22 protein-coding genes are annotated in these 24992 nt (G+C 44.8%); 18 read left to right on the top strand and 4 right to left on the bottom strand.

Annotation, left to right across the window (positions count from 1 at the left end; all coding sequences use genetic code 11):
- Positions 1 to 23: 23 nt before the first annotated feature.
- Both TWT_RS02235 and TWT_RS02230 read right to left on the bottom strand, forming a co-directional pair.
- A complete protein-coding gene (locus TWT_RS02235; RefSeq protein WP_011102544.1) occupies positions 24 to 1139 on the bottom strand; it encodes an FUSC family protein in 1116 nt (371 codons plus the stop codon).
- 26 nt (positions 1140 to 1165) lie between these two features.
- Positions 1166 to 2893: a phosphatase domain-containing protein gene (locus TWT_RS02230; RefSeq protein ID WP_011096334.1), complete on the bottom strand. Its 1728-nt coding sequence runs from the start codon at positions 2891 to 2893 to the stop codon at positions 1166 to 1168.
- A 17-nt stretch (positions 2894 to 2910) separates the two neighbouring features.
- Between TWT_RS02230 and TWT_RS02225 the strand changes: the two genes are divergently transcribed.
- The 6 genes from TWT_RS02225 (at position 2911) to holA (ending at position 10715) form a co-directional block, all read left to right on the top strand.
- The gene (locus TWT_RS02225) at positions 2911 to 4353 is read left to right on the top strand and encodes an anthranilate synthase component I family protein (RefSeq protein WP_011102543.1); all 1443 of its coding nucleotides are present in this window, start codon (positions 2911 to 2913) and stop codon (positions 4351 to 4353) included.
- 40 nt (positions 4354 to 4393) lie between these two features.
- Positions 4394 to 6814 carry a leucine--tRNA ligase gene (gene leuS, locus TWT_RS02220; protein ID WP_011102542.1) on the top strand — a complete coding sequence of 807 codons (2421 nt, stop codon included), beginning with the start codon at positions 4394 to 4396 and terminating at the stop codon, positions 6812 to 6814.
- Between the two features lie 81 nt (positions 6815 to 6895).
- Positions 6896 to 7477: a helix-hairpin-helix domain-containing protein gene (locus tag TWT_RS02215; protein ID WP_011096337.1), complete on the top strand. Its 582-nt coding sequence runs from the start codon at positions 6896 to 6898 to the stop codon at positions 7475 to 7477.
- A 14-nt stretch (positions 7478 to 7491) separates the two neighbouring features.
- A complete protein-coding gene (locus tag TWT_RS02210; RefSeq protein WP_230440452.1) occupies positions 7492 to 8892 on the top strand; it encodes a ComEC/Rec2 family competence protein in 1401 nt (466 codons plus the stop codon).
- A complete protein-coding gene (locus TWT_RS02205; RefSeq protein WP_011096339.1) occupies positions 8889 to 9725 on the top strand; it encodes a ComEC/Rec2 family competence protein in 837 nt (278 codons plus the stop codon). Before TWT_RS02210 ends, TWT_RS02205 begins: the two co-directional genes overlap by 4 nt.
- A 60-nt stretch (positions 9726 to 9785) precedes the next feature.
- Positions 9786 to 10715, top strand: coding sequence for a DNA polymerase III subunit delta (gene holA / locus TWT_RS02200; protein ID WP_011096340.1), 930 nt, complete (start codon positions 9786 to 9788; stop codon positions 10713 to 10715).
- A gap of 257 nt (positions 10716 to 10972) precedes the next feature.
- Here holA and TWT_RS02195 read toward each other — a convergent pair whose 3' ends face one another.
- Both TWT_RS02195 and TWT_RS02190 read right to left on the bottom strand, forming a co-directional pair.
- The gene (locus tag TWT_RS02195; RefSeq protein WP_011102541.1) at positions 10973 to 12097 is read right to left on the bottom strand and encodes a hypothetical protein; all 1125 of its coding nucleotides are present in this window, start codon (positions 12095 to 12097) and stop codon (positions 10973 to 10975) included.
- Positions 12098 to 12139: 42 nt separating this feature from the next.
- Positions 12140 to 13339 carry a DUF349 domain-containing protein gene (locus TWT_RS02190; RefSeq protein ID WP_237696823.1) on the bottom strand — a complete coding sequence of 400 codons (1200 nt, stop codon included), beginning with the start codon at positions 13337 to 13339 and terminating at the stop codon, positions 12140 to 12142.
- Positions 13340 to 13514: 175 nt separating this feature from the next.
- Here TWT_RS02190 and rpsD point away from each other — a divergent pair, with 175 nt between their 5' ends.
- The 12 genes from rpsD to TWT_RS02130 all read left to right on the top strand — a co-directional run bounded on the left by rpsD (position 13515) and on the right by TWT_RS02130 (position 24981).
- Complete coding sequence (gene rpsD / locus TWT_RS02185; RefSeq protein ID WP_411353941.1) at positions 13515 to 14060, top strand: 30S ribosomal protein S4; 546 nt, start codon at positions 13515 to 13517, stop codon at positions 14058 to 14060.
- Between the two features lie 12 nt (positions 14061 to 14072).
- Positions 14073 to 14252, top strand: a complete 180-nt coding sequence (locus TWT_RS02180) for a hypothetical protein (protein ID WP_033799954.1) — start codon at positions 14073 to 14075, stop codon at positions 14250 to 14252.
- A gap of 16 nt (positions 14253 to 14268) precedes the next feature.
- Positions 14269 to 16911 (top strand): alanine--tRNA ligase, encoded by a 2643-nt coding sequence (gene alaS, locus TWT_RS02175; RefSeq protein WP_011096344.1) that lies wholly within the window; start codon positions 14269 to 14271, stop codon positions 16909 to 16911.
- A 30-nt stretch (positions 16912 to 16941) separates the two neighbouring features.
- Positions 16942 to 17379 carry a Holliday junction resolvase RuvX gene (ruvX, locus tag TWT_RS02170; protein ID WP_011096345.1) on the top strand — a complete coding sequence of 146 codons (438 nt, stop codon included), beginning with the start codon at positions 16942 to 16944 and terminating at the stop codon, positions 17377 to 17379.
- Positions 17376 to 18563 carry an endolytic transglycosylase MltG gene (gene mltG / locus TWT_RS02165; protein WP_011102538.1) on the top strand — a complete coding sequence of 396 codons (1188 nt, stop codon included), beginning with the start codon at positions 17376 to 17378 and terminating at the stop codon, positions 18561 to 18563. Before ruvX ends, mltG begins: the two co-directional genes overlap by 4 nt.
- Entirely contained in the window at positions 18564 to 19511 is a 948-nt protein-coding gene (locus tag TWT_RS02160; protein WP_011102537.1) for a shikimate dehydrogenase family protein, read from the top strand.
- Between the two features lie 120 nt (positions 19512 to 19631).
- Positions 19632 to 20834, top strand: a complete 1203-nt coding sequence (gene aroC / locus TWT_RS02155) for a chorismate synthase (RefSeq protein WP_011096348.1) — start codon at positions 19632 to 19634, stop codon at positions 20832 to 20834.
- Positions 20835 to 20864: 30 nt separating this feature from the next.
- Positions 20865 to 21365: a shikimate kinase gene (locus TWT_RS02150; protein ID WP_011096349.1), complete on the top strand. Its 501-nt coding sequence runs from the start codon at positions 20865 to 20867 to the stop codon at positions 21363 to 21365.
- A gap of 131 nt (positions 21366 to 21496) precedes the next feature.
- The gene (aroB, locus tag TWT_RS02145) at positions 21497 to 22567 is read left to right on the top strand and encodes a 3-dehydroquinate synthase (RefSeq protein ID WP_237696871.1); all 1071 of its coding nucleotides are present in this window, start codon (positions 21497 to 21499) and stop codon (positions 22565 to 22567) included.
- A gap of 83 nt (positions 22568 to 22650) precedes the next feature.
- Positions 22651 to 23100 carry a type II 3-dehydroquinate dehydratase gene (locus TWT_RS02140; RefSeq protein WP_038103952.1) on the top strand — a complete coding sequence of 150 codons (450 nt, stop codon included), beginning with the start codon at positions 22651 to 22653 and terminating at the stop codon, positions 23098 to 23100.
- A gap of 24 nt (positions 23101 to 23124) precedes the next feature.
- Entirely contained in the window at positions 23125 to 23682 is a 558-nt protein-coding gene (gene efp, locus TWT_RS02135; protein ID WP_011096352.1) for an elongation factor P, read from the top strand.
- Positions 23683 to 23694: 12 nt separating this feature from the next.
- Positions 23695 to 24981, top strand: coding sequence for a dihydroorotase (locus TWT_RS02130; RefSeq protein WP_011102533.1), 1287 nt, complete (start codon positions 23695 to 23697; stop codon positions 24979 to 24981).
- Positions 24982 to 24992: the final 11 nt, after the last annotated feature.

Below are 24992 nucleotides of genomic sequence, written 5' to 3'. Positions count from 1 at the left end.
ACGGGATTGTGACAAATGCAACCTCACCGGATTCTTCCCGTAACCAGGTCGTGTATACGCTTTAGATCGGCAAGCATTGAACCTATTGCAACCCAGTGAATCGGATCAGGTTTTGTAACGCGTAGAGGTGTTGTCAGGATAGGTATCGCAGACGTTGGTGGAGTTGTGTCAACCGCGACCTTATTACGTATAACTTTCTGCATAAACCTATTTGATTTATTGGGTTTCCATTGTCTTTTAAAAAGCTGTGTATCGTGGGCGGCCTTATTCAACTGTCTGGAAATTTCCTTTACGGCACTGTCTTTACTGAGTTCGGGGGTAAAGCTGTCCATGTAAACATGAAGCATGCCTATTAGATGACCTGCGATTCTCTCTAGCCTAAATAGCACCAATACATCATCATCAAATTTAGCTCTCATCTTCTTAGCTTTGTGGTTCAAAAGCATACTTTCTTTCGCCTTTTCGACAGCCTGATCGGCGCTTTGTATGCCGTGCTTCATAAGTTCTATATTTCTGTTAAACAGCCTTGTATCTGTGACCTTATCTGGAACCCTAAGCGCTTCTGATAGGCCCTGCATTGTAGAAGATGTTATATCGGCAAGGGATCTCATTTTTTTGTACGCGGGTTCGATCTGGATCGGCGGGACAATTATTAGGTTTACCACAAATCCAACCGCCGCGCCCAAAAGACTTTCCATTACCCTGACGAATGCATAGCCACTATTTGTTGGGATAATGGCTGCAACGAACATTGTTGAAATAACCATTTGACAAATTGCGTTATACCCAAACTTCAGTATCCAGCCGATTGTTATTCCAACAATCCCACCAGCGATAATCAATAGTTTGTAATTTCCCGGAAAGGCAATGCCAAGTATCAGTGCCACTGAAGTGCCCAAAATTGCTCCAACCGTATTTTCAGCTCCAAATCTGAAAGCCTGACTTATACTCGGTTGTATTGCCAAAAAGGCCGTAATTGTTGCAACTATTGGATGGGAGTCGGGAAAAATCAGAATACTAGCAATCCAGGCAATAACGATTGCACATGTCGCCTTTATTGGCTGGATAAGGGATCCCCGCTCTTCTGCCGCTACCGCTTTGTGACCGTACAGGACGAGCTGTTTTGTATTTTTTCGCACAGATACCCCTAAATTACTCGGTGAATCTAGATCCTGATTGTAAAGTTGCTCTTTGGAAGCATCCTTATTTCGTTTAGCATATCGGACCCGTCATATCCGTATCTGACAATCTTTAGTGTTGATTTCTTCTGCTTCCTGCGCAGAAACCTCCCTATGAAGAATGCCTCAAATGCAAACAGACGTCGTATAAGGATCAGTTCAACATTTTTCGGATAACGCAGTGCAAACTCCGTGTATATACCCTCATCATGCTGCCCACTGTCTCCTATTAGCACCCATTTTATACGGGGAAATTCCGAAATTAATCTCTCAATATTTTCCCTTTTGTGCTGATTTCCATTTCTAAACCATCTATCATGAGTTGGCCCCCAATCAGTTAGAAGCAGTGGTCCTTGTGGGTATATGTTTCTTGTCATAAATCTCTCGAGAGCAGCTGCGGTGTTCCACGCCCCGGTTGACAGATATATAAATGGTGCCCCAGGGTTTGCGCGTGCCAACAGTTCAAATAGAACATTCATGCCGGATACAGGATGTCTTGCGCGTTCATTAACAACAAACGTGTTCCATGCGGCAACCAACACCCTCGGAAGACGGGTTACGACTATCGTGTCATCTATATCCGATACAAAACCTATTTTTACTCTTTTTGAAACAATTGCTATTTGACACCTGAAAGACCCGGAGCGGGGCGTTGCCAAGTACACCGTGTGCATTCCTGGTGACAATTTGACGGGTACTTTTGCATCTATAACACCCCCGCGATCTGCCCTGAAGAAATACTCAACCGGGTTGCAGGTACAGAATGAATCATCCATGGAAGCATTTTGAGTTCCAATTGATTGCCCAATCGTCGGAGCATAATTCTTACATTTGCATATTCGTGCCTTTACGAGCACTCCAGGAACCGGTATGCTGAAAAAACTTCTCCATCCCCTTATGTCCTTGTTCTTTTTGGCGCTCTTCGGGTTAACCATAAGAACCCTCCCGAGTACTCTTATCCATTCTTCCGATCCGTACCCCATAACAGGGTTTATTATTTCTACCCGTTTTCTTTTTCTTGCCCACTTTCTCAGCAATTCGTGCATCCTATTTTCCCAAATTGCCGCGAAGTGTAGCGAATTATTTTGAATTGCTGAATCTTTGTTGTCAGAATATTTTTTTGCAAATTTTTTTATGACGGTTATGAGTGTTACGAAGCCAACAAGAATTGCAAAAAAGATTAGGGCTGCGTAATGCAATTTTCCTGATAATTCCCGGTAATTGCTTACCGCCAAGAAACCGAATGTGACGTATAAAACTGCCCACAATGTACATGAAATCATCGTCCAGAAAATGAACTTTTTATATTTCAGCCCTGCAATCCCGGCCGCCACTGGCACTACGGAGTGTAAAACTGGCGTAAACCGTGAGATAAGCAGTGCCTTCCATTCGTGTTGCTGAATAAGGCTGTTTGCTCTATCAAATTTGAGATTTTTAAATTTTATTTTCCTAAGAGATTTTCCAAAGAATTTTCCAAGAAGAAAACCGCATGTTTCGCCAACAAATGAACCGAATATTACGGCAATCAAAAGAAGGAGGTATTCACCAAAGTTTTTTACCCCAAGAGAAGCTACGATGATAACCGCATCGCCCGGGACCACAAGCCCTATAAGAATCGAAGTTTCAAGGACAACCGCCACAAAGGCTATCCCAATTAGGAGCAGTGGGTTAATGCTACTTATAACCTCAAGGAAGGTATGCACGAAGTCGAACACCTACTAAAGTTTAGTAAATGGAGACAATTGTGGAAGAAGATCGGGGTGTTTTTTGGGTGGATTACCCCGTTGACCTCTCCGAGGATTTTGCTGACAGTTGTTTCCGATACCTCTTTGAAGCCCTTTTTTACGATTCGGAGAATTGCTTTTGGCTGGATGATGCACGACCACTGCAAAACCGACGACGCAGTGCGATTGGCTCTGGTCCGTCGGTGAGTCTTCGATCTGGGAGCTGTCTTGATCCGACTGATGTGGAGTCTTTTTTCTCAAAGCTCTTGGATTGTGACCCACAGCCTTGGCCATTAGGCTTTGTTGGGTGGATTGATTACGAAGTTGGCGCATGTCTATTGGGTGTAAATTATCCAACACAGCAAGATGCTCCTGCTACAGGTCAAACTAATTTATCCTCGTGGATTTGCTGCAACCGCGCGATATGTATTGACTACAGAATGGGATTGCTGAAAATTATCAGTTTTTCCAAAAATACTGTTGATGCAAAAGAATGGGTAAATAGGGCTTCAACTCTGGTTGAGAAGCTCTTGATGAAAGGTTCAATAGACCGAGAAGATTATATCCCGCAGGCTAAATCAAGGCATTTAGCAAACTCAAAACTCATGCCAAGAAATAGTTTTGCTTCAGGGTTGCAGTGGCTTCATACCGATCAACAATATTTGCAACTTATTCACAGAGTTCTGGAAAAAATCATGCGTGGAGATGTTTACCAAATTTGTCTGGCTAACAGACTTACGATCAGGAACTCCGGTAACAGGTCACCATTTTCTGCCTTTTGGGCCCTTAGACAGAAAAGTCCAACACAGTACTGTGCCTATATCAAAATCGGACCGCGCCACTTTGTTAGCTCTTCCCCAGAGCTTTTTCTGGCATTATCTGACAATATTCTTGTCACAGAACCGATCAAGGGAACACGCCCAAGGGGTAGGTCTCCTTCCGAGGATTCATATCTGATATCGGAGCTTAAAACTTCTGAAAAAGAGAAAGCCGAAAACCTTATGATTGTCGATCTAATGCGCAATGATTTTAGTAAAATCTGCTCTTCGGTTGAAGTTGATTATATGTATAGGGTCAGAACATATAAGGGTTTGCATCAGCTTGTATCGAGAGTAAGCGGTATCTTGCGCCCAGGACGTGGATTTTTTGATATTTTGTGTGCAACATTTCCAGCAGGATCAGTGACCGGAGCACCCAAAATCGCAGCCGTCAAGTCTATATATGATTTGGAAAGGGCAAGAAGGGGAGTTTATTCAGGTGCATTCGGTTATATATCGGGCGATGGAAAGAATATCTGTTTTGCGATGTCTATTAGATCAGCAGTTTTTTGCAATGGAGAAGTCAGTATTGGTAGTGGAGGGGGAGTGGTGTTTGATAGCGATCCGGAGTTTGAACTTGCCGAGACTAAACTGAAGGTAGCGGCAATGATTGATGCGATTTTGGGTAGGTAGATACTCTTCATGAAAACCTATAACCGGTTCATCCAAGAACATGCATGCGTTACGTGCCTTAGATACATTGTGTGAGAATATGGAATACAATTTTCGTGCCTTAGAAGAAAAATGGGCCCCAATCTGGGAGCGCGATAGGTTATTTGAGGTTGATGAAAATGATTCTGAAACACCTCGAAAATACGTTTTGGATATGTTTTCCTATCCCTCAGGGGACTTACATATGGGACATGCTGAAACATATGCTTACGGTGATTTCATAGCTCGTTACTGGCGTCACAGGGGCTACAATGTACTTCATCCTGTTGGGTGGGACTCTTTTGGCTTGCCTGCGGAAAATGCCGCAATAAAGCACGGTTCAGATCCAAAAGTCTGGACTTATAGGAATATTGATCAGCAAGCAAGAAGTATGCGACTTTATGCCGCGTCGTTTGACTGGTCTCGACGGTTGCATACATCAGACCCTGAGTACTACAGATGGAATCAATGGCTTTTTCTAAAACTTTATAAACACGGTCTTGCCTACAGGAAAAAGGCATGGGTTAATTGGGATCCTTCTGACAGAACTGTTCTTGCTAATGAGCAGGTTCTACCGGATGGCACTAGCGAGCGCAGCGGAGCTTTAGTTGTCAAAAAGAAGCTTACTCAGTGGTTTTTGCGAATAACTGCGTATGCTGATCGTCTTCTTGATGACTTGAGCATGCTTGAAAATAATTGGCCAGAGCGAGTGATTACAATGCAGCGCAACTGGATCGGCCGCTCGGAGGGTGTTTCGATTGAATTCAATATTCCAACACTAAAGCGACCTGTAACGGTGTTTACAACTCGTCCTGAAACTATTTTTGGTGTCACTTATCTTGCGCTTGCTTTTGATTCTGAGGTGACAGAAGAGCTAGCGAGCAAATCTGGCGTACTAGGCGAGTTGCTCGAATTGCGACATAATATTGATAAAACCCATGAGGGTGTCCGTGGTCTAGACCTAAAATCCTTTGCAATTCACCCGCTTACAGGACAGAGTGTCCCAATTTTTGCGGCGAGCTACATTCTTTCTGACTACGCAAAGGGAGCTGTTATGTCGGTTCCAGGTCATGACACTCGCGATGAGAGGTTTGCTGTGAGGTACAACCTTCCAATAGTCAAAATTATGGAAGATAATCGCCTTATTTCTTCTGGTAAATACTCTGGGCAGAGTGTCACGCAAGCAAGGGAAAATATTACTAGAGATCTATGCGCGAAGTCCCTTGGAAGAAGAGAAATATCCTATAGGCTCCGTGACTGGCTTATTTCAAGACAGAGATATTGGGGGACCCCAATACCGATTCTGTACGATTCAAATGGCTCCGAAATTCCTGTTGAAGAAGATGATTTACCTGTTCTATTGCCGGATTCAGAGGGTATTGATCTAACTCCAAGCGGACTGTCACCACTTGGTGGTATTCATGACTGGGTAAACCTTCATAAGGCTGGTTCGCTCTTTCGAAGAGATACAGATACGATGGACACATTTTTTGATTCATCGTGGTACTTTCTGCGATATCTGAATCCTGATTGTGATACTGCGCCGTTTACCTTGGAGAAGGCTAAGAAATGGGGCCCTGTAGATCAGTACTGTGGCGGGGTTGAACATGCCGTGCTGCATTTGTTATACGCAAGGTTTATAACCAAATTCTTGTACGATATCGGGTTTGTCGATTTTAAAGAACCATTTCTGCGTCTTATAAATCAGGGCATGGTTGTCCTGAATGGGGCAAAAATGTCAAAGTCAAAGGGCAATATTGTTGAATTTTCGAAGGAAGTTTCCCAACACGGAGTTGATGTAATCCGGTTCGCTCTAATATTTTCTGGACCACCAGAAGAAGATATTGATTGGAAAGATGTATCAATGACAGGAGCGGCAAGGTTTCTATCGCGTTGCATTCAAACTGCAAAAGAAGTTCCAAAGCGCACCGCCGATCTTTCATTGGGGGATATTGAGCTCAGGAAACACACACACAGCTTATTGAATGATATCGACTGGTTAGTCGATTCTTATCGTTTTAATGTTATTGCCGCACGGCTAATGGATCTTCTGAATATAACTAGAAAAAAAATTCAGACAATAGGGGCTGATAATCCTGCTATACGAGAGGCAATTGAAACAATTGCGATTGCCCTTGATATGTTTTCCCCCTACACAGCCGAGGAAATGTGGGAAATTTTGGGCAATAAATACAGCGTCAGTAAAGCGCTTTTCCCAGAAGTTGATACAACTTTCTTAGAACAGAAAACCACCTGTGCAATAGTGCAGATAGACGGTAGACTACGAGGTCGACTGAACGTTTTGACTAATATAACAACTGAGCAGCTTGTACACAGCGCCCGGAGCCTGCCGGCAATTGAGCATGCGCTTTCTGGCAGGTCAGTAAAGCGGGTAATCTGTGTTCCACCAAAACTTGTAAACTTCGTTGTGGAGCCCAAATAGATCGTGCTGCAAGCTAGGTAAGTTTTACACAGTTTTTGCTTTTTCATTTGTTCATAGGGTGTAGCAAAATATCTTTTCTCTATGCACAAGTTTCGCTGGACCCTTTCTGCGGCGACTTCTTGGTCCTTCGTTATCTCTTTGGTACTAGCGTCGGGCCTGCTCATTCTGGTTTATACAAAACCTTTTTTTGGCCCTGATAAGAATTCTAAAAATGTTTCATTTGATGCTATTGAAAGTCCTGCACATACCAGTTTTACAGCCACATCCTCTGGAATGAATATGATTAGCGTTCATGTAGCCGGTGAAATCGTTCATCCCGGAGTCTACTCTCTTGAAGCTGGCTCACGCGTAAATAACGCAATTATTGCTGCAGGTGGATTCAAACCGCTTTCTGATACTAATTCAGTAAATCTTGCAGAATTACTCCGTGATGGGCAAAAAATTGTTGTTCTTCCAAAAGACAGTGAATCTTCGCCTGTAAATATAAACACTGCGGATGCCCAGAGATTGCAGTCAATAAAGGGAATAGGAAAGGCTACAGCTAAAAGAATTATTGATTGGCGCAACAAACACGGACCCTTCAAAAGGCTGGAGGATCTGAAAAAAATATCTGGTATAGGTAACAAACTTATCAAGAGCATAAAAGACAAGGTTATACTTTGACAGATTTTCGTGCTGTGCCCTTAGCTTTATCGGCCTGGACTACATCTGTTTTGTTGGTGCAACACGTTAGGCTGTGGTTCCTCGTATTTGCCCTTTTCGTGCCGTTTTTGTTTACCACCTTCAGATATACTGCCATTGGGTGCGCAGCAACAAGTATCGCGATATGTTCTATATTTTTTGTTATTGAGCCCATTCGAGAGCCTCCTGCTCTTCTTTCTGCAACAACCACGAATTCCGTTCATAAGCTTGTTGTAAGGATTGACTCGTTGCCCCGCAGCAGTGCCTATGCCTCGAATTTAAAATGCACCTTGCTTGAGATAGACACTTATTCTGACCTATCTGTTCCATGCGCCCTGAGAGGTGATACTGCGTATTCGGTTGGAAGTGCTATCGCTCTCAATGGCAAGCTCAAGAAGGCGCCCCCGGGCCGGCGTGAGAGTGTTTATATATCTCCTGTCAGCGACCCGAAACCCGTACGCCATTCGCCTTGGTATCTGGACTGGGCGAATTATCTTCGAAATGGTGTATTCGAAAAGGTCTCTTCCATACCTGGTGACGGGGGAAAGCTGCTTTTAGGTTTATCAGTTGGAGATACACGTGGCGTAGGACAATCGCTTGACAAAGCCATGAAGGATACTTCTCTAAGTCACCTAACTGCCGTTTCTGGATCAAATTGTGCAATGGTTGTGGCTATCATTGCGAGGCTTTTTAGTTTCTTGAGGGTACGCTTTAGGGTTATTGTATCCATTCTTTCTCTTCTCCTTTTTGTGATACTGGTTATTCCCGATTCCAGTATTGTTCGTGCAGCAATTATGGCTTTGGCAACCCTGTGTGGACTCTATTCAGGCCGTATAGGTGTTGGCCTGCCAGTTTTGTCTCTTGCTGTTTTAGGTATGCTTCTGTGGAATCCGTGGTTTGCTTGCGATTATGGATTTTTACTCTCCGTTGCAGCTACTGCGGGTATCTTACTCATGTCAAAATCGATTGAAATTAGAATGCAGTCTATGAGATTTTTGAGATTGAATCTGGGGCCTATTGCGCCACTGATTGCTGTACCATTATCTGCTCAACTTGCTTGCCAGCCAATACTTGTATTGATTACTCCACAAATACCACTTACGGGTGTTGTGGCTAATGCAATCTCAGAGCCTGTTGTCCCAATTGCAACAATTCTTGGTCTTCTTGCGGTTTTATTCTCACCAATTGACATGGTGTCGCACCTTTTTCTTATGCTTGGATACTTACCGTCTGAGTGGATTGCGCGTGTCGCTCGTGCTCTCGCCTTTATTCCACCGCTTCCATTTCCGGGTGGTGTTCTGGGCGTTATGCTCCTGATCACTCTAACATTGAGCATTATTTTTGTCGTTAGAAGATTGACGGGCACGACAGTGCCCATGCAAAAGAGCAAAGTATGAAGAAATATCGTTTGGCTATTGCACTATCAGCTGTTCTCTCAGCAATTTTTGTGTATTTTGCTGCGTTTACAGGAGGGCAAAATTGGGTCGTAGCTGTGTGTGACGTAGGTCAAGGCGATGCGGTTATGATTCGCAGTAACTCGAGTATTGCCATGGTAGATATGGGTGCAAGTGAAAAGTTACTCGATAAGTGTATGAAAAGATTTTCTGTTCAAAGGATTAATCTTCTTGTTATAAGCCACTATGACCGTGACCATGTTGGAGGATACAAGAGCGTTGTTGGGAAGGTTGACAGGGTGCTTACCGGTGAAAATGATCGGCTCTTGGCAAGTGTTATAGAAAGCACCCTTGTAAAGGGTGGGGCCAGTATGTCACGCGTACATAAAGGGGATACCGGACTCCTTGGTCAGATGAAATGGGAAATTATTTGGCCCCGGAGAGATAATCCGCCAAACTTACGCCGTGGTAATAACGGAAGCGTAGTTATAGCCTTTCGGGGAGATAAGCTGAGCATGATATTTTTGGGCGATCTTGGCAAGCCGGCACAGCAGTTAATTTTTAGTGATTTTACAAACACTACGCACGGTGCATACGACATAGTCAAGGTTGCCCACCACGGTTCATCTGATCAATTTCCTATGCTTTACAAGCATATCTCTGCTAAATATGGGATTATTTCTGCGGGGAAGCAGAATCGATATGGGCACCCAACGAAAATCGCTCTTGAAATACTTCGAAAGTATGGTACGCAACCCCTGGTTACGTCTGTTTCAGGTTATATTTCCATTTCTGGTAACAGGGATAATTTTGAGATTCATAAGGAGCATGACTAATATCCATGGCATGTGGTTACTTGAAACATCGACTGATAGTGTGCTTGGCGGTATCAGTCTATGAGTATTGACCCTCTTGTTTTGTTATCAGGTAAATGCGAGTACTCGGCCAATGAGGCTATTGCTAGCATAAGGAAAAAGATAACAGATTCCCTGTCAGCGCCCGAGGTTCATGTAATCTATGCGGACAATTATTCCGCGGGCGAGTTGCACCGATTGGCATCACCTTCTTTGTTGTTTTCTCCAAGACTTGTAATCGTAAAACAAGTCGAGGAGTGTAACGATATTTTCCTTGATGAAGCTATGTCCTACATACAAGATCCTTTTAAGGATACGTGTGTTGTGTTTAGGCACAAGTCTGGTATTCGGGGCAAAAGGCTGCTCGGAGAGCTAAGAAATATAGGCGTAGAGATTGCCTGCCCTGATCTCACCCCGTCACGTTTTGTATCTGATTTTTTCAAGAAGGAGAAGCGTAACATAACCCAAGCTGCTATTAACCTGCTCGTAGAATCTTTTGATGACATACCGGAGCTGGCTCAGTTTTGTAAACAGATTATTTCCGATACCAAAGGCACCATCTCGGCCAAAGGCACCATCTCGGAATGTGAAATTGCTTTCCTTTGCTGGTCTAGGCCTGGTGCATCAGTCTTCCGGGTGGTCGATGCGGCCATGAATGGCGACGAAGCTGCTACTGTACTGCTTCTCAGTCGACTCCTTACAGAGGGTGGTAGTGCGATTCCCCTTGTTGCCGCCGCAAGCGCAAGACTCAGACTTCTTGTTAAAGTGAAGTATGGCAAGAAGGTTACTGCCGCACCCTGGCAGATTGCACTTGCTAAAAAGCAGTTAGCACCCTGGACGAACAGTAGCTTCATGAGCTGTATTCTAGCTCTTCATGCGGCAGATCGTGCCCTGAAAAGCACGGCGGGGAATCCAAACTATTTGGTGGAGCATGCCATGCGGCTTATCGCAAGAAGTGCCCGTCTGGACTGAGTTCTGTAACCGGTGATCTATCCGGCTATGAAGGGTAGGATACGCCGTAGAAACATTACCGGGCACACTACCATGCAGGAAGCCCCACGCTGTGACCCACGCTGTGACACTCGATGTAACCCCTGCTGTGACACTGGCAAAATAAAAGTGCATCAATAAACACTGGGGGTTCTTAAAGGCTAAGGGTCTCTAAAACAGAGACTACCTCACCTGACAAAGCTGTGAAGAACACAAAAGTCCGGCAAGTGGTTCCAAATTCACAACAGCACCCTATCCACTACAAGAGATCGCATATCGTCCGGATCAATGCACTTACAGTCAGAGCTCTCATGCCCTGCTGCCAGATCTCTCGCAACCCGTTCAATCTCAAAGTTCAGCCTACTGTATTTCGAGGTAAGAGCCTTAATTATTCTTTCAACATCCTGTAGATGGGAGGTTTTCATAAATGACACATTACCGACTTCTTCAGAAATAAGGATTTTGAGGCGTATCTTTTCGGCAATCTTCATTCTCTTTATCGCGATCCCTTGCAGGTTTAAAAGCTTAATCGCATTGCTGAGTCGTGCACTTTCAACGCTTCCCTTTTGCAACTCACAACGACTGCGGGCAATTTCGAAATGGTTGAGCATCCTATCACACATAGCCGAACAATCACGGTACTTGCTCTCAGTAACACCCAATTCAGCCTGCAGAGCTTGAACCCTCGAGTTTCTCTTGTCCAGGTTTCGGCGCGCTGCTTCCTTTAACAACTCCGCAAAGCAGGTATCAAACTCATCCTTGCGGTTAATAAGCAGGTTATCAATATGCCGGTTGCAATCGTTCCAGATAGCCCTCGCACGCGTGCGCTCTTTTCTGTCGAGTCGGTTTATTGCCGCCTTGGTCATGGTAACCGTCACAAGTTCCGAGTCGATCAAGCACGCAAGGCCCCGCATATCACAGATTGTCAATTTACTAGGATGAACAAGCATTATGCTAAGAGCTGTTGAGAGCGGTGACAAAACCTCCATTGGTCCACAGGTCAGGAATGAATAGTGTGGCGAGAGTGGGTTATCGATATTCCATCCCTGCGGGGTAACCATTCGCCGAGTTGAAGATAGAATCGCCGCCTCATGCGACTCGGGAAGTGCCCTCCCGGTCCAGAGCCAACAGGAAGTTGACCTGACCGGAACATAACCATACCCAATTTGATACTGTATATCGGCTAACCTGTGGTCAAATGCGAGCTTCTGGTCTGGTGTATAACAGACATCAATCCGCCTCAAGGAAAGGGTGCCAACTGCAGCCGCCATGCTTATTGGATCCAAATCAGATGGGGTGATCAATGTAATAGATCTACGCTTTTCCGCACTCATAGAGAGATGATGTACGAGAACCCCTGGCAAGTCAAATTATTTTTGAAAAATACCTTATAACCAGGTAAAAGTTCATTTTATAATATCGATAAAACTCTTAGTTTTTCCGATCTCATTTTTTATTTTTTCAGAATTCACCGTGTTTGTTTCGACTTTAAGGCTATTTTCCAGGCTCAACAGCTTTGCCTCGAGCTGATCTAGAAGCAGTCTTGATCGCAGATTTCTTTCTGTATCATTCTTTTCCCAAGCTTCATTTTCTTTTTTCCGTATTGCCAAATCCAATTTGCGTAGATCATCTTCAAGAGATTTTGTTTTATCTTTTGGCACACTACCAATTTTTTCCCACTTGTCTACAAGCACCAGATATTCCCTACGTGCCTTACGGCAATCATCGATACTCAGAATGCTTCTACCTTTTTCCAATAGTTTTACTTTCTCTTCGAAAGCTGCGTTCTGTTTCTCCTGTATTTCTATGAGGCTTTTTTCATGCCTGTCGACGAGTTCGGCTGTTGCGGTTCGGAAATTTTGCCAAAGTTCATTCTCCTGACTTCTTGGTACTTTTGGAAGGGATTTCCACTCGTTTAGAAGTGTTTTATACCGGGCATATGCATCTGTTGTCCTTTTTATGGACTTAGCTTTTTGAATGATGCTCCGTTTTTGCTGCACAACACGATCGTTCTTGGCTCGTTGATCCTTGAAATAATTATCTAGGTCTTTTTGTAATTCCATCTTTGCAACTTTCATGCGTTTGTGCAGACTGCCCGCATGTTTTGGTTTTTCAAGTTCATACCACTTCTTCAGAATCGCTTTTGCTTCTCTATTTCTTTGTGCACCGTTTTTATTCTTTTCATTGACCAGCGCTTCCAGCTTGGTAACAAGCTCGTAATTATCTTCATAGACTTTCTTTTGCTTTTCTGAAAGATTTCGTTGAGCTTCCTCAAGATTTTTTCTAGCAAGTGTCAGCTTGTCGCGTAGAACCGTAATATCACCTAAGAACTTCGGAGAGGCAATTTCTTCCTCAAGTCCACATATTTGCTCTTCGATCTGCCGTGGCTGCGCGTAAAGCACGAGAGTGCGGGTAAGAATAATCTCAACCCGTTTACGTACCGCGTCATATTTCCGCCTATAGTGGATCAGCGCTTCCTGAGGTGTTCCGTCTGGGTAGTTCCCGATTAGTACATTAGCGCCGTTACTCCTTAGGTAGACATTGCGGGCATCATCTACAAAACCCCATTTGTCACTGAGCATCTTTAATCCCTTATCTCGTGCCACTCGGAGTCTCTGTGTACACATATTTTTCCATACAGATTTTCTGGCAGATTTTTTCAGAAAGTACTTCCATGCTATCCTTCTTTCGTTTGTTCGGGGGTTTACTTTGTCATCGTGTTCTAGGACGCGCCTTTCTCGCGCCCTTGGTGTTCCTCTCACCCCCAAGGCTGCTCGCCTGATGGAGGTGCGCCCTTACCCTCCCGGTCAGCATGGTCGGTTTAGGCGTAAGGGTGATAGCGACTACGCTGTTCGTCTTCGCGAGAAACAGCGTCTCAGGGGTCAGTACGGTTTGCGCGAGAAACAGCTCGCATCTGTCTATCACGAGGCACGCCGCGTAAAGGGCTTGGCTGGTGAAAATCTTGTTGAGATGCTGGAGATGCGACTTGATGCCTTGGTTCTGCGCGCCGCCTTTGCGCGCAGTATTTCCCAAGCTAGGCAGCTCGTTGTTCACAGGCATATTCTTGTCGATGGCAAGCTTGTTGACAGGCCGTCATACTCGGTCTCTCCTGGGCAGACGGTGAAGGTAAAGCCGAAAAGTGTACCGTTGGACCCATTTCAGGTGGCAGCATCCGGCGGGCATGCCGATGTTTTGCCGCCTATACCGGGCTATATTGAAGCTGACTTGGAAGGATTGTCATTTAGGCTTGTTCGCAGACCGAAACGCTCTGAGGTCCCTGTTACCTGTAACGTTCAGCTCGTTGTTGAGTATTATGCGGCGCGCTAGGTAGTGTGCCCCGTGTTTAGAGCTTTTTCTTTTCTTGTCGGCATTTTTACTGGCGTTTTGCTGTCAGCCCTCGTTGTTCGCAGTTCCTCTGGCCTTCGTTTGCTCAGGACGGTCGGCGACTCTGTGTTACGCGCATCGGGTACACTCATGGAGTGCACCCGTGAGGTAAAGGATGCTAAGGGGCGTTCTTAGGCATACTTAGCTGTCTATGCTTACCTCCGATTTGCGCCTTTTGTTCCTGGATTTCTTCGCTAAGCGGGGTCACAAAGTCTCGCCCTCTGCGTCTCTTATCAGTAATGATCCGTCGGTTATGTTTACAATAGCCGGCATGTTGCCATTTATCCAGTGTTTTCTCGCCCTCGAGCCCCCACCCCATCCGCGTGTTGTTAGTGTGCAGAAGTGCATAAGGACATCTGATATCGATGAGGTTGGAAAAACACCTCGTCATGGGACATTTTTTCAGATGATGGGTAATTTCTCCTTTGGTGACTATTTCAAAAAGGAAGCAATTGAATATGCCTGGGAATTTTTGCTTTCTGAGCTTGACCTAGCTCCAGATAGATTGTGGGTGACTATTCACGGAGACGATAAGGAGTCTGAGAAGTTTTGGCTGCTATGTGGTGTTCCGCAAGAGAGAGTTCAGAGTCTAGATAGTAATTTCTGGTCGACAGGTAAAGCTGGACCTGCGGGTCCCTGCAGCGAGGTCTTTTATGATCTGCATGGTGGCCCGGGTCCGGGCCCGGAAGGAGATCCAGACAGATATCTGGAGGTGTGGAACCTCGTTTTCATGCAGAATCTCAGAGACAATGATGGGCATATCATTTCTTCTTTGCCGAAAAAATGCGTTGATACAGGTATGGGCCTTGAACGGATTGCGATGATTACACAGGGCGTCGGAACCATATACGATACTGATGAGCTAAAACCGATACTTGATGAGGCTGGGTATATTTCGGGGAAACGGTACGGAAAAGACAGAAGAGATGATATAAGCCTTAGAGTGCTCGCAGATCATATTCGCTCCTCTCTTATGCTTGTCGCAGACGGACTTAGACCCTCAAATGAAGGGCGTGGGTATATTTTGCGAAGACTGCTTCGTCGAAGTGTGCGCGCTGCGAAATTACTTGGAATTCAGGAAAACTGCTTTGATCAACTTTTTGCGAAAGCAGCCCAGGTTATGAAAGTGGGTTATCCAGAGCTTGAGGGAAAGCTTGCGGAGATAAAACAGGTTGCATGTCTTGAAGAACAGTCTTTTTCCCGCGCACTTAATGCCGGAACACAGCTTCTTTCACGTTCTATGTCTTCATCAAAGAAACGTGTATCAGGTGACCTTGCCTTCAGGCTTCATGACACGCATGGCTTCCCGATTGACTTGATTACTGAAATTGCCAAAGATTCGGGTCTTGATGTTGATATGGATGGGTTTTTTACGCTCATGAAAGAGCAAAAAGATCGCTCGAGGGCCGCCCTGTCAAGGTCAAAGCCAATTGTTTCGGATACTACAGGTTATGAAGGCCTGAGAAGTAATTTTCTTGGCTATGAGATGTTGCAGGTGGATACTAAAATAACTGCTCTTGTAAAAGATGGCACTATCTTGACTTCTGCTAAGCAGGGGGATTGTGTTGATATAGCCCTTGAACAAACCCCTTTTTACGCAACGGCTGGGGGGCAAGAGGCTGACAGGGGTTTTATAGAATCAGATAATTTTTCTGGAAAAGTCGTTACCGTTTTTTCTCCCCTGCCTGGCCTTACTGTTCATCGCTGCGAAATTGTTTCAGGTCTTGTTGTCTCGGGAGAGGTAGTTCGGGCAAGTGTTGATTCTGCTAATAGATTCGCCGCCTGTCAATCACACACGGCAACTCATGTTATACATGCGGTAGTTCGCGAGATGTTTGGATCAACATCTGTTCAAATGGGCTCTTATAACCGTGCTGGATATCTGAGATTTGATTTCTCATGCAGTTATGCGCCGACCGATTCTCAGAGGATAGAACTTGAGGAAAGGGCTAATCGTGCTATACAGTCTTGTCTTGAAATTTCTAGCACGTATACGACCCTTGAAAAGGCGGTAGCCTCTGGTGCAATTGCTCTTTTTGGTGAGCGGTACGGTGACACTGTGCGTATGGTTGAGATAGGTGGACCTTGGTCACGTGAATTGTGCGCGGGGACTCATCTTCGGAATTCATCAGAAATAGCTGTTGTTTCTCTTGTTTCCGAAACTTCAGTCGCTTCAGGCATCAGAAGGGTTGAATGTTTAACAGGTTTTGACGCATTTTCTCATTTTGCTCAAGAAAGGGCACTTGTTGATACCGTGATGCGTACATTAGGTGCGACAAGACAGGAAATGGAAGGGGCTATCGATGATCTACGTGAGAACCTGAAGCGATCGAAGCACGCCTTGCAGACTGCAAAGGATAAGTTTCTGAGCGCTTTTGCACCCCGATTACTCCAGGAATTTAAGTCTGTTTCTTCTGTTCGTATTCTTATCGCTGATCTTTCGAAATTCTTATCTGGTCCATTGTTTTCACCTTTCGAATTCACTGCTGAAGATATCAGGGCTGTAACTTTGAGGTGCAAGAAGCTTCTAGAAGAGCCACATGTTTTGCTTCTGGCTGCCGTTATTTCAGGGCGGGTACATGCAGCCTGTTCCATTGATTTAAGCTCTGTCAAGTTATCTTGTATGGATGATTTATCCGCTAATAACTTGATCAAGGTTTTTCTTAAAACATTGGACGGTTCAGGGGGCGGGCGTGCCGATTTTGCTCAAGGGGCGGGTTGGAATGCAAAATTGCTTGACTCCGCTTTGGATAACTTGAAGGCCTGCGTAATTGGTAAACTTTCCGGGGTATAGAGATTTATCAAGACACATGGCTAAATCAACATGGTTAAATCAGTAGCTGACCGGTTTTTTTTGGGTCTTGATTTTGGGTCCACACGTATTGGCGTTGCTAGGAATTGCGGCAGTCTGGCGGTTCCCGTTGGCGTTCTTCCCCGCGCCTCCTGTGCTGAGATTCTTGGTTATATCAGTCGGTATTCTATTGATGAGGTTGTTATAGGCCTCCCGTTAACTCTTGCTGGAAAGGAAAAACAGTCAGCGCGGTTGGCAAAGGAGTTTTCACGCTTTCTGGTTTCTTCTGGTGTACAGGTGAGGTTTTTTGATGAGCGCTTCACAACTGTTATCGCGACACAAAAGTTTTATTCCCTTGGGAAAGGTGTGAAGCAGATTCGCAAGTGTGTCGACGCCGCCGCCGCGACTGTTATGTTGCAACTCTTCCTTGATATGGAAGTTAAAGTTGACCCTCTGGAGAGAAAGCCTTGATTCGACGATCTTCTTTTATACGGTATCTTCGTGATCCATCGGATGGTTCCGAAGATGGTATTAATGGTTTTTTCGACGCAGATACAGATTCGGTGAATGTTACTCGCAAAACGAGACGGTCCTTATTGCGCAAGACGCGTAAGAGTTTCTGGTACCGATTTTGCAATTGGCTACGCCGTCGAATGCTCTTGAAAATACTCTCCCTTTCTCTTGCTGCTCTATTCCTGTTTATCGCAGCCGTGTTCGTTATTAATGTTTCAAGTGTGCAACGCGCTGGTGATATTGTGCAGGTTACTGTCCCATCCGGTACTTCTGGTGCGAAAATTGCAGATATTCTGGCACAGAATAGTGTTATCGGTGATAAACGAGGTTTTATTGACTTATTAGTTGCCCAAAAAGTTTCTCTTCGTGCCGGAGTGTACAGGTTAAAAAGAGGTATGTCACCCCGGGAGGCTCTGCTTGCAATGCTTAATCCAGAAAATCGGACTAGCAATACGGTTGTCATTATTGAGGGTGCAACTTTGACAGGAATCTTTAGTGCTTTGTCAAAAAAAACAGGTATACCGATTGTCGAATTTGAAAAAGTTGCATCAGATTTGAGTAATTTTCCTGATCTTCCGAGGCAGGCCTCTTCCGTTGAAGGTTTTTTATTTCCCGCTACATATGACATAGAAGAAGGGGCAACTGCAAAATCTTTGCTGCTTGCTATGTACAAAAGAATGTGGGCAGAGATTAGGACCCTTGGAATTCCGTCTGAGAATGTGTGGCGTACTGTGGTTCTTGCGGCTCTTATTCAGAAAGAGGGAATTCCGTCTGATTTTGCGCGCGTATCTCGCGTTTTTGTAAATAGGCTCGAGCGGGGCATGAATCTTCAGTCTGATGCAACGGTCTTGTATGGCCTAAAACTTTCTGGACAAGTGGTGACAACTGATGAACAAAGGGAAGATAAGGGTAATCCATACAATACATACGTACATGCAGGTCTTCCCCCCGGGGCTATCTCAAATCCTGGGGCTGCGGCACTCAAGGCTGCAATATATCCCGCGCCGGGAAAATGGCTTTTTTTTGTTACATGGAACGAATGCACCGGCGAGACAATTTTTTCTGAAACATTTTCTGAGCATCAAAAAGGGGTTGACAAATGGCTTAGATGGCGCAAAAATCACCCGGATGGTAAGTGCTGATTGCTGTTTACAAATGCTGTTTTGGGCCTTCCGGTCTCCCATTCTTTGTCTCCAAAAATTCATTCTTTGGCATATGACCTGTTAGGTTTACCCTTCCGGTATGTCGCAAAAGAAATGACAATCGATGGGTTCCGTGATTTTGTTTCTAAAATTATTGATGAAGATTATCGGGGGCTTTCGGTTACCATGCCCTTGAAATTCCTCGCAGCGACCTGTGCCGATCGCCTGTCTAATCTGGTACGGCGCTGTGGGGTTGCAAATACTCTTGTTTTTGAGTCACACAGCGAAGAACGTGTAGGTCTTACAGATCAATATCTTTCCAGGATCAGTCCGGATCAAAAAACATTTTTTGGCAAGTCACAGTTACTTGACCCGAACACGCAAATCCCGTCTGACTCAGAACATATGCCAGACCCCCGGGATTTATCCTCAAGGATCCTTACTGCGTATAACACAGATGTATACGGCATAACTAGGACTATTTTTCACTACGGCCTTGATTGCTCCGAAGTTGCTATACTGGGCTGCGGGGCAACTGCCGCATCTGTTCTGCTTGCCCTGGAAGAGCTATCTTGTACTGGTAACACGGTTATTTATGCAAGGAATCTATCTGCAGCAAAAGGCATGCAAAAAAAGCTTTGCCTTGATCTTGACATTCTGCCAATTAGCACATTCAAAGGTAACTTTTCCTGTGTAATAAGCACTCTGCCATCTGACGTGGTGTTGCCAATTCCGCGATCTGTCCGTGGCACCTTGTTTGATGTAAATTACAATCCTTGGCCGACCGGTATTGCGCGCTCTTGGCCGACCGACAGGGTGGTTTCTGGGCGTCTTATGCTTGTTGAACAAGCTATTGCCCAAATTAGCCTTTTTTGTTTTACTCAACTCACTCAGGAGATGGAATGTCTTCTAAGAGACACATTGTACGCAAGGATTGTGACTTGCTAGAGTTTCCTTTCAATGCTAGGTCCAGGTTTATTCATCCCAGGATTGCAAGTATTTTTATGACTCACTCTGAATTACCAAATATCTTCGCCGGATAAGTTACATCACGATAAACTTATTGCAATGTTACGTTGGTTTACTGCTGGCGAGTCACACGGGATGGAGCTTGTTGCCATCCTTGAGGGGCTACCGGCAGGCATACCGGTTTCTCTCGAGCACATAGGCAATGAACTGTCAAGGCGCAGGCTGGGATTTGGGCGCAGTGCAAGGCAAAAATTTGAGAAAGATCTAGTTACGCTATCGGCCGGTGTGTTACATGGCTCAACCCTTGGTAGTCCAGTTGCGATTAGGATAACTAATTCTGAGTGGGGTAAATGGGAAAAGATTATGACCCCGGAAGTGCCTTGTAAATCAGATATGTCTGATGCAAAAAGGGCTCAGGGTCTCTATAAGCCGCGGCCAGGCCATGCCGATCTGGTCGGTATGCAAAAATATGGTTTTCAAAATTCACGTCTTGTTCTTGAAAGAGCCAGCGCTCGCGAGACAGCCGCGAGGGTTGCATGTGGGGCCGTTGCAAAGGCCTTTTTGCAACAACTGGACATTTTTATCCTAAGCCACGTAAAGCAAATTGGTTCCATAAAAATTGATTATGAACAGGGCGCGTATCCGAGATTTTGTGATTTAGAAGCAATAGACTCTAGTCCTGTTCGGTGTTTTGACAAGAACACATCTGAGAAAATGAAAGATGAGCTTCACCGAATCAAGCGGTGTGGCGATACCCTTGGTGGTGTTTTTGAAGTTTTGGCCTATGGCCTCCCTCCCGGCCTGGGAAGCTATGTGCATTGGGATAGACGCCTTGACGCGATGCTTTCAGCAGCTATTATGAGCATTCAAGCAGTAAAAGCGGTTGAGATTGGTGACGGACTTGCGATCTCCGCTCTGCCTGGGTCAGAGGCACATGATCAAATTGTGCTTGAGAGTGGTTTACTAACGCGCATGTCAAATCACAGCGGGGGAGTTGAGGGTGGTGTAACAACCGGATCTGCTTTGAGGATCAGTGGCAGCATGAAACCTATATCGACTGTCCCTCGTGCACTAAAAACTGTTGATATTTCTACACGCCAACCGGCTAATGCCGATCATCAAAGATCTGATATTTGTGCTGTTCCTGCGGCGGCAGTTGTTGGAGAATCAATGGTTGCACTCACGATATCTTGCGCAATCTTGGATAAATTTGGCGGAGATTCGCTTTGTGAAATAAAGCGGAATTTCTCTGGTTATCTTAACTCTATTCCAAAAAATCTCATGTCTGTCATAGAAAGATAGCTTCGGCCGTAATCGGATTAATTGGAATCAATGGCTATCGTACTAATTGGTCCTCCTGCCGTCGGGAAAACCCTTTTGGGGGGTCTTGTTGCAAAGCGCCTTCGGGTAATCTTTAACGATACAGATTTTCTAGTGGAAAAATTTTTTGGACCCGTGAAAGAACTGCTTTTAACCTGCGAAAGTCAGTTTAGAGATGCTGAGTCCATCTGCTTGCGAAATGCCCTCTCTCGCGGGGGTGTTGTCGCAACTGGTGCAGGGTGTGTTCAGCGAAAGGAAAATCAGAGGTACATATCCAGGCATTTAGTTATTTTTTTGCGCACCTCATGCGATAATGTCGCTCCACGCCTTTGTTTTGACACACGTCCCGTAACGGGTGATATTGAATCATGGATTGCTGTGTACAACAAACGAAAAGATATTTATTCAAAACTGGCAGATATTGAATTTGATGTCAATAAGAGCAGTCCGATATCTTTAGCAGATCAACTTGTACGGTTTATTTACAATCGCTCTTGGCATCGAGAATTCTGATACCGTGCCTAGATTTTACTGTTGTCTTGCCGCAAGGTAGGTTGTAAAGGCGGAATCTTGTGATGAAGAAGTACTCGTTGACAACGCACAGCACGGAAACTTGCCAGATCTTGTTTACAAGCGTGTCAAATGTGTTCAAATACATACCATCCGGGACACGCCGCATTCTTATTATGTACCAGGATTCTGTTTCACAGGTGTTACCAATTTTTTCTGCTGCTTCGGGGGTTCAGTGTTATCGATACTTGATTCCAGATTCAGAATCAGCAAAGCAACTTGGTGTAGCCGAGCAGTGTTGGAGATTTCTTGCTCAAAATAATTTCACTCGCTCCGATCTGATCGTAAGCTGCGGTGGTGGGGCAGCCTCAGACCTGTCTGGATTTGTAGCATCGTCCTATTTGCGGGGGATAAAGGTTATACATATTCCCACAACTCTTGTTGGCATGGTTGATGCGGCTATTGGTGGAAAAACGGGAATAAACCTTAAAGAGGGTAAGAACCTTGTTGGTTCCTTTTATTCCCCATATATTGTTTTGTGCGATCCTTCAATGCTAACAACCCTCAATGAGGAGCATTTAAAATCAGGTCTTGCAGAGATAATAAAATGTGGGTTTATACAGGATGAGAGTATCCTCAGCATTCTGGAACACAACGCGCAAGACCATATGGATTGCTCGCAGCGCGTATGTGCAGAAACTTTACCGCCGAAACTCCTTGAAGAATTGATTCATAAAGCAGTATCTGTAAAAATCACAATGGTTGACTCTGATTTTAGAGATACGCATAAGAGGCAATTTTTGAATTATGGTCATACATTAGCTCATGCCCTTGAGGCAGCCACCTCTCATAAGCTGCCTCACGGTCAGGCGGTATCCATCGGCATGGTGTATGCAGCACAGGTTGCTTTTGCAAAGGGTTTAATTGGCAGAAATATTTTGACGAGACATGAGCGAATTCTTGAAACATACGGCTTGCCAATTTGTCCACCTGAGGTTCAGTGGCGCAACATTACTCCCTACATGCAGCGTGATAAAAAGAATATGCAGAGCAATGATACGGATAGCGACAAAGATTCACGAGAGATGCCTCAAATCAGTACGCAGAGTAAACTAGTTTTACTACGTGAAATCGCAAATCCTTTTATCAGTTCGGTTTCTCATACGGTATTGCTTAAAGCGTATGAAGCCATGTTTCCTCAATAGGGGCGTATATTGTTCAGATCCTTTATCGTATACATAAAGGGTGTTTGCAGTGGCGAAATTCCAGGATAACCAAGTGGAGATGTGTGAGTAAGAAGAAAATCTATATTCTCAATGGACCGAATCTTGCTATGCTTGGCAGTCGTCAGCCTGAAATATACGGCACGATAACTCTGGAACAGATAAAACAAGAGCTGACTGAATTTTCCAATGATGTTATTGAATTACTTTTTTATCAGACAAATGATGAGGCAGAGATGCTAGATTACATTTATCAGGCAAGACAGGATGCCTGTGGTGTAATTATCAATCCTGCGGCTTTTACACACTACAGCTATTCTCTTAGCGATGCTCTTATTTTGCTACGGGAGCGGGGTATTGCAGTTATTGAGGTTCATCTTTCAAATCCGTATGCCAGGGAGAGTTTTAGGCACAAAAATGTTATATCCCGTGTTGTTAACGCACAGGTTTCAGGGCTGGGGGTTGATTCGTATAGACTTGCCCTTGACCATATCGTACGAAAGATAGCACGTTAGGTGTTGGGCATTTGAAAGGGGATTGTGGCGTCAACTTCCGATATCCGTAATGGTGTTGTTCTCAATATAAATGGGCAACTGAATACAGTGATCGAATTTCAGCATGTAAAGCCCGGGAAGGGTGGTGCATTTGTTAGGACAAAACTGAAAAATATTCTGACTGGAAAGGTTGTTGATAAAACATTTAATGCAGGTGCCAGCGTTGTTCTTGAGAATGTTGATAGGCGTGATTGCACCTATCTGTATCGTGATGCTGATAGTTTCGTGTTTATGGATCTTGCTGATTACGATCAGATACGCCTAACTGCCTCTCAGGTTGCTTCTGCTGCAAACTATCTTTCCGATAATCAGAAAGTTGTTATCGCGACACATAATAATGCGCCTCTGTATGTTGATTTGCCTCCGTCTGTTGTGCTTGCAGTTACGCATACAGAACCTGGCGTTCAGGCGGACCGTTCAACAGGTGGAACTAAACCTGCAACCCTTGAGACTGGTTATCAGATTCAGGTTCCACTCTTTATTACTGTCGGGACTCGTATAAGAGTCGATACCCGCACGGGGGCATATATCGGCAAAGCATGAGGATATTAAATTGTGACCCGCCAATCTTTTTTTATAAAAAATGTAACACTGCCAGGGCTTGGCGCGAGAACATTGTTTTTGTCTGGTGGTCTTATCCAGGAGATTATTTGCAAAGACATTGAGGAGCATCAGTTTTTATCTACAAAAAATACTGATAAGGCTTCATGTCGGGTTATAGACGCTGAAGGGTTTATTGCCCTTCCTGGTCTTGTTGACCTGCATACTCACTTGCGAAATTCCCGTGATGGTTCCATAAGGGATGTTACCAGTGCAGCTATTGCAGGTGGATATACAACAGTCTCGTCGATGCCAAATATGCATCCCGTGCAAGACTCGCCAGAGGCCGTAAATATCCTGAAGGCCATTGCAAAAGAGGATGCGGTATGTGATATTCGGCCGGTGGGCGCTGTAACAAAGGGACTAAGGGGTAATGAAATTACTGATATGCACTCTCTGCTGGATGCCGGTGTAAATATATTCAGCGATGATGGAAATTGTGTGCATGACCCCGGGATTATGCATCAAGCACTATCTTTTGCGGGGAGAAATAATTGTGTAATTGCCCAACATGCTCAGGATCCCACATTGACAAAAAGTGCTCAAGGGGACACACAAGGCCCAATAGTTGCACCCAAGAGTCTATGGCCTTCAATTGCTGAAAGTACAATAGTTGCCCGTGATATCCTGCTTGCCCGTGCAGCAAATGCACGGCTTCATGTGTGCCATGTTTCATCACAGGAAAGCGTTTATGCAATAGCCTGGGGTAAGAGTCTTGGTGTTCAAGTAACAGCTGAGGTTACTCCGCATCATCTCTTGTTTTATGACTCCCTCGTAATGACAGGAGATACTCGATTCAAGGTGAACCCACCACTTCGATCAAAAGAGAGTGTGGAATGTTTACGAGACGCTCTTATTCGGGGCGTGATTGATGTTGTTGCAACTGACCATGCTCCGCACAGGAATAAAAGTCCCTTTTGGCATTCTGCGCCAAACGGCATGACCGGTTTAGAGTTTTCAGTTTCAGTGATCCAAAAAATTTTTGTTAACTCCGGGCATCTAACTTGGCCAGAAGTTGTGCGGATAATGTCAAACAAACCTGCTGAAATTCTTGGTATGACACCTAATACAGTTAAAGAAGGTTCCGCGGCTAATTTTTTTCTTTACAACCCTGACGTGACACGATTCGTAACATTTGATGATTCTTTAGGTCCGAGTGTAAATTCTCCATATGCCGGGATGAACTTACCGGGGAAGGTTATGTACACCTTTTATGAGGGTAGACTTGTTTTTGAAAACTAGGGCAAGATTGT

The sequence above is a fragment of the Tropheryma whipplei str. Twist genome (assembly GCF_000007485.1).
Lineage (GTDB): Bacteria > Actinomycetota > Actinomycetes > Actinomycetales > Microbacteriaceae > Tropheryma > Tropheryma whipplei.
The sequence above is the reverse complement of the archived record's forward strand: the minus strand, read 5'-3'. Positions and strand labels throughout refer to the sequence as shown.